This is a genomic window from Alteromonas sp. 14N.309.X.WAT.G.H12 (assembly GCF_036697315.1).
Classification (GTDB): Bacteria; Pseudomonadota; Gammaproteobacteria; order Enterobacterales; family Alteromonadaceae; genus Alteromonas.
In genome coordinates this window covers 3,160-8,759 of the sequence record NZ_JBAHZB010000128.1, presented here as the reverse complement: position 1 = coordinate 8,759, position 5,600 = coordinate 3,160, and the positions used below count along the sequence as shown (strand labels likewise).

6 protein-coding genes and 1 pseudogene are annotated in these 5,600 nt (G+C 42.5%); all 7 read right to left on the bottom strand.

The window, feature by feature from the left end; genetic code table 11:
• On the bottom strand, positions 1-357 hold a 357-nt coding region (locus V5298_RS18485), incomplete at its 3' end, for a fumarylacetoacetate hydrolase family protein (protein ID WP_332932906.1).
• Between the two features lie 21 nt (positions 358-378).
• Positions 379-738: an L-rhamnose mutarotase gene (locus V5298_RS18480; RefSeq protein WP_332932905.1), complete on the bottom strand. Its 360-nt coding sequence runs from the start codon at positions 736-738 to the stop codon at positions 379-381.
• On the bottom strand, positions 728-2,095 hold the full coding sequence (gene fucP / locus V5298_RS18475) for an L-fucose:H+ symporter permease (RefSeq protein WP_332932904.1): 1,368 nt from the start codon (positions 2,093-2,095) through the stop codon (positions 728-730). The genes V5298_RS18480 and fucP overlap by 11 nt, the downstream gene beginning before the upstream one ends.
• An 18-nt stretch (positions 2,096-2,113) precedes the next feature.
• Positions 2,114-2,887, bottom strand: a complete 774-nt coding sequence (locus V5298_RS18470; protein WP_332932903.1) for an SDR family oxidoreductase — start codon at positions 2,885-2,887, stop codon at positions 2,114-2,116.
• 23 nt (positions 2,888-2,910) lie between these two features.
• Positions 2,911-3,753 (bottom strand): amidohydrolase family protein, encoded by an 843-nt coding sequence (locus V5298_RS18465; protein ID WP_332932902.1) that lies wholly within the window; start codon positions 3,751-3,753, stop codon positions 2,911-2,913.
• On the bottom strand, positions 3,750-4,793 hold the full coding sequence (locus V5298_RS18460) for an aldo/keto reductase (protein WP_332932901.1): 1,044 nt from the start codon (positions 4,791-4,793) through the stop codon (positions 3,750-3,752). The genes V5298_RS18465 and V5298_RS18460 overlap by 4 nt, the downstream gene beginning before the upstream one ends.
• A gap of 32 nt (positions 4,794-4,825) precedes the next feature.
• Positions 4,826-5,600 (bottom strand): annotated as a pseudogene (locus tag V5298_RS18455) (hydrolase); the annotation flags it as partial.

The following is a 5,600-nucleotide window of genomic DNA, read 5'->3' as shown; positions in this document are numbered from 1 at the left end:
TTCCGATGATGGAGGAAGTACCACCGTATCATTAGGTCCCATAATAGACGACGTTGCTTTCATAAAGAGTACCGGTTCTTCTGGAACCTCTACCCCAGTTTCTGTTGCGTGATCGGCATAATTTAAGCCAACACATATAAATTTACCTACCTGACCAACAGGCTCCGCAAGCCGAGGATTACCATCGACCAAGGGTAAATTATTCAAATCGAGTGATTTTAATTTAGCCAAACTTTCAGGAGAGATTGTTCTACCATTGATGTCACTAACATATTGGCTAAGATCTCTTATTTTTCCCTGATTATCGAGTATCCCTGGTTTTTCCTGGCCTAATTGACCATATCTTAGAAGTTTCATTAATGCTCCTTAAAGCAAAGTTCAATTGGTATCGGACAGACTAAATATTTGTTCCATTAAAACCCATTTTTCATTTGGATTTCCCCAAGGAAGTGCTTGTTGAAATTTCCACATCAGCTCTTCCCATTCATCAGCTCTAGGGTTTTGTTTGTTGATTTTTTCCATTAACTCAAAACTGAAATTTTCATTGACTTCCATAATCATAAACAGGCGATTACCAGTTAAGAAAATGTCCATATTAGTAATGCCTGATTGACGTATACTTTCTGTAATTTCCGGCCAAACTTTATCTGGTTGATGAAACTGCTTATATTGGGCAATAAGATCTGGATCGTCTTTAAGATCCAATGCAAAACAATAGCGTTGAGTTTTAGTCGACATCGTGCACCTTGTTAGTCCGATAGCCAAAAATGGCGATAATTACAAAACACATTAAGGGGAGAACAAAAGAAACCTGTACAGCGGTTAACGAGGATGCATTCCAATTATCGATGATGCTTGCCTGTAGCATAGGAAGAAAAGTTCCCCCTACAATAGCCATTATTAAACCCGCAGCAGCAAATTTGGCATCATCACCTTGGACTTTTTGTAAAGCGATACCATATATGGTGGGAAACATTAAAGACATACAAGCTGATATGGCGACCAGACAATAGAGTCCACTTCTTCCACCAATAAAAATTGTAACGGCTGATAACAAAATCCCCCCCAATGCGAGCAACATCAGTAGGCGCCCAGGATTAACAAATTTCATTAAAAAAGTGCAGATAAAACGGCTAAAACAAAAAATGACCATGGCTACAATATTGTATTGTTGCGACAAAATTTGTGCATTTTTCTCATCCATACCTTCATGGGTGAACACTTCGGTACCGTAATGAATAATAAATGTCCAACACATAATTTGTGCGCCAACATAAAATATCTGGGCGATGACCCCCTCCCGATAGCGCTTATTGGTCAATAACCGTTTGAAAATAGATGACAGACTTACATCCGCATGCATTGCAGGTTTATTTTCGGGCATTTTGAGTAAAGCTATGCTTATAAATACGACAGCAATAATTAGCGCAATAATGACATAGGGCTGACTAATAATATTTAGATCGGCAGATTTAACAGCCTCAAATGATTCGGGAGAAAGCAGTTCACGCTCTGCTTTACTACGACCATCCAGTTTAGCCAGAATAAATTGTGAGGCTGTAAACATCCCCAATAACGACCCTATAGGATTAAATGCTTGGGCTAAATTAAGTCGCCTGGTCGCCGTGACTTCAGATCCCATAGATAGGATATAAGGATTAGCAGTGGTTTCTAAAAACGACAGCCCACAGGTAATTACGAAATAAGCAAAAAGAAAGGGAAAGAATTCCCCTATATTACTGGCTGGAATAAACATCAAGCCACCTAAAGCATATAACGCCAGTCCCAGTAGAATCCCTGCTTTGTAAGAGAAACGACGAATAAACAGCGCCGCCGGAATTGCCATCGCACCATAACCACCATAAAAGGCAACTTGTACCCAGGTCGCTTCCGTGGCGTTGGTGAGAAATATTTTTTGAAATGCCGCGACCATGGGATTGGTAATATCGTTGGCAAACCCCCATAGAGCAAAGCAAGACGTGATCAAAATAAAAGGAATTAAAATCGTACCTGAAACGACTTTATCTTCATCATACGCACTTTGTATTGATTTAATATCTGGTGGTGAATTGGCAACCTTGTTATCAAATCCCATTATCCTAGCTCCCCAATATTAGTTATTAAGTGTGACAAAACCACCATCAATGGGAAAATTAACGCCGGTAATGAAAGAAGACTCATCTGAGCTTAAATAGGCAATTAGAGCAGCCATTTCTTCCGGCGTCCCCATACGTCCTATTGGTTGCGTTTGTGATAACTTTTCAAACATTTCCTGTTGATTATCCGGATAGCTAGTGGCCAGGAATTTATCAACAAAAGGAGTATGCACGCGCCCGGGCGCAATAGCATTACAGCGAATCCCATCATGTATATAATCTTTAGCCACTGAATACGTCATCGTTAAAACTGCACCTTTAGTCATGGAATAAGCAAAACGGTCGGCAATACCAACCGACGATGCAACCGAAGCTAAATTGACGATAGTTCCTTTTTGTCGCGCTTTCATAGCAGGCACTATCGCGGCCATACAGTTGTATACACCTTTAACGTTAACTTGATATAAACGATCTAAATCCTCTTCGGTCGTCCCCTCCAAATTACCGATATGTGCTATACCTGCGCTGTTTACCAAAATATCAATTTCTGTTTGACTCAATATATCGCCAAAAACCTCTTTAACTTGTTGAGTATTGGCGATATTGCAAGTCATAGTATGAGCCTGACCGCCAGCTTGCCGTATCTTTGTAGCAGTGGCTTCTGCAGCCTGTTGATTAAGATCGAGTATCCACACTTCGGCGCCTTCTTCAGCAAAACGCAAGCAGGTCGCTTCGCCAATGCCGCTACCACCGCCGGTAACGATCGCTGATTTGTTATTTAGTCTTTGCATAAGAACCCCCATGACATATTCGGTTAAAGAGTAAGGTTATAAAAAGTAGCCGCATTGTTATTCCATATTGCCTGCTGTTGTGCCGGAGTCATTGCCTGTACAAAATGTTCCACATAGGTTATCCATCTAGGATAATCAGACGCCAAATTTAAAACCGGCCAATCACTGCCAAACATTAAACGCGACGAACCAAAGCACTCAAATAGATGCTGCATGTAGGGAAAAATATGAACGTAGTTATTGTGTATACCGGCTTCGGTCACTAATCCTGAAAGCTTGCAATACACGTTGGGATTTTGCGCAATAGACCTTATCAAATCAGACCATGCTTGCGTTTTTCCTGATGCAATATCAGGTTTTGCACCATGATTGATGACTACCTTTAAATGAGGATAACGTTTAATTAATTGCTCCAGATAAGGTAAGTGCTCAGTCTTAACCAATGCATCAAAACTTAGATTGTTATCTATGAGTGCCTGAAAAATGGGAGCGAATGCATCATTAAGTATCCATGCAGGATCCGACAAATCCTGCAGCATAGGTCTGATACCTTTAAATTTTGGCTGTTGGGATAGACGTTGTAGCTGCTCAACAGCATCATAAGCCAGCATGTCAATCCAGCCGACCACACCAGCAATAAATTCATGCTGATTGGCCAGCTTCATCATGAAATAGGTTTCATCAAGACTGTCAGCTGCCTGTATCAAAATAGTCTTTTCTACATTCCCTTGAGACATCAAACCAGTTAAATGCTCAGGCAAATAATCACGATATAGTTCAGACAGATCTGACGTTAGCCATCGATAGTCTTGCCGATCCAGTTGCCAGAAATGTTGGTGAGCATCAATACGCTGCATAGGCTTCATTCTACTTCTGCACTAACCGGTAACGGGGCATCAGGATGCAATAATTCCTGTTCCTGTAATGCTCTCCATAGCTGATCAGGAATAGGTGTGTTCATATAATCCTGAGTAGTCACCACGCGTTTAGCTGAACTTAATCCAGGAATAACACTGACCACAGAGGGATGCCCTAAAGGGAACTGTAGTGCCGCCGCGGCGAGAGGCACATTAAATTCATCACAAATTTTCTCAATCCGGCTAACACGTTCAATAATAGCGGGGGCGGCCGGCGCATAATTGTAATGTGGAGTAACGTCAGTCCTATTAACGCCAGTGGCGAGTATCCCTGAATTATATGGTCCTCCAAGAATAATTGATGCTTGTTCTTTCTCGCAGCGAGGCAGGAAACTTTGCAATGCATCCTGCTCTAGCAAGCTATAACGTCCGGCCAGTAAGAAGCAGTCGAAACGCCCATGATCCATCGCTTGTTCACAGACTTCATATTCATTTACACCTAAACCAATGGCCGAAACCAGACCCTGCGAGCGGAGTTCATCCATGGCTTTATAACCGCTTTCCATTGCAATCTTGAACAATTCCGGATGCTGACTACCATGAGTCACTTGGCCAATATCATGCATATAGATTATGTCAATCATGGACAAGCCTAGGCGCTGTAAGCTGTGTTCAAAAGAACGCATAATGCCGTCATAAGAATAATCGTAGACAGGATCAAATGGCATCGGAGAACAGAACCCGAACTTGTCACTGGCACGCTCACAAGGATTGAGTAAACGACCAACCTTGGTGGACAGAACGTAACTTTGCGTATCAACTTCTCTCAGCGCATCACCCACCCGCCGTTCACTTAAACCAAAGCCATAAAAAGGCGCGGTATCAAAATGATTTATCCCAACTTGACAGGCTTGTTCGATAGCCGTCCTAGCACTATTGTCGTCAATTTCATGATACAAATTACCTAATGTCGCAGCACCAAAGCCAAGCTTACTGACTTGCAAAGAGGTGGTACCAATCGTTCGCATGGGTTGTGAATTAACGGTCATATTCAACTCCTGTGAGTAAAGCAAGGCATTACTTATCGTTGCACGACGGGTAAACAAGCCGGACCAATTGACTCAAATTGCTTATAAGTCAACACAAATTCCTGATGACCTAATGCTTCGGATTTTGTTTGACGACCATTGGCTACCTCCAAGGTGAGTTCGAAAATATTTTTTCCGATCTCATCAACCGTGGATTGCCCTTCAATAATGCTGCCTGCATTAATGTCCATGTCATCAGACAGTTTGCGGTAGGTTTCTGGATTAGCGCAGACTTTGATTACCGGTGATATGGCAGACCCCACCACAGATCCCCGGCCAGTTGTAAACAAAATAATGTGGCAACCCGAAGCGATCATTTCGACAATTTCAGCATTATCAGAAATATTCGGAAATCCGAATTTCGGTCCGCCATCGGGTACAACGTCCATCAGATATAGCCCACCTCTGGGAGGGATATCACCCGGCTTAATTAAGCCATGGATTTTTGATGCCCCCGATTTAGCATAGGCGCCCATGGATTTTTCTTCCTGAGTTGTCAGTCCACCTTCGGCATTTCCCGGTGCAAACGAGCCATATCCCATAGCGGTATAATATTGCTCCGCTTTTTCCACTGACTTGACAATAATTTTCCCTAACTCAGGTGTAATAGCTCGGTTAGCCATAATCTGTTCGCAACCGATTAACTCTCCGGTTTCCTCAAATATACAGGCAGCATCCCGTTCTATAAGTTTATCGAAACAACGCCCAACGGCAGGGTTAGCACTGATCCCACTGGTGCCGTCTGAACCACCACAAATAGTCCCAACC

What these genes read in the sequence shown, in the direction of transcription:
- V5298_RS18465 (WP_332932902.1), bottom strand. Translation starts at nt 3,753, where the DNA reads ATGAAGCCTATGCAGCGTATTGATGCTCACCAACATTTCTGGCAACTG.
- V5298_RS18480 (WP_332932905.1), bottom strand. Translation starts at nt 738, where the DNA reads ATGTCGACTAAAACTCAACGCTATTGTTTTGCATTGGATCTTAAAGAC.
- fucP (WP_332932904.1), bottom strand. Translation starts at nt 2,095, where the DNA reads ATGGGATTTGATAACAAGGTTGCCAATTCACCACCAGATATTAAATCA.
- V5298_RS18460 (WP_332932901.1), bottom strand. Translation starts at nt 4,793, where the DNA reads ATGACCGTTAATTCACAACCCATGCGAACGATTGGTACCACCTCTTTG.
- V5298_RS18470 (WP_332932903.1), bottom strand. Translation starts at nt 2,887, where the DNA reads ATGCAAAGACTAAATAACAAATCAGCGATCGTTACCGGCGGTGGTAGC.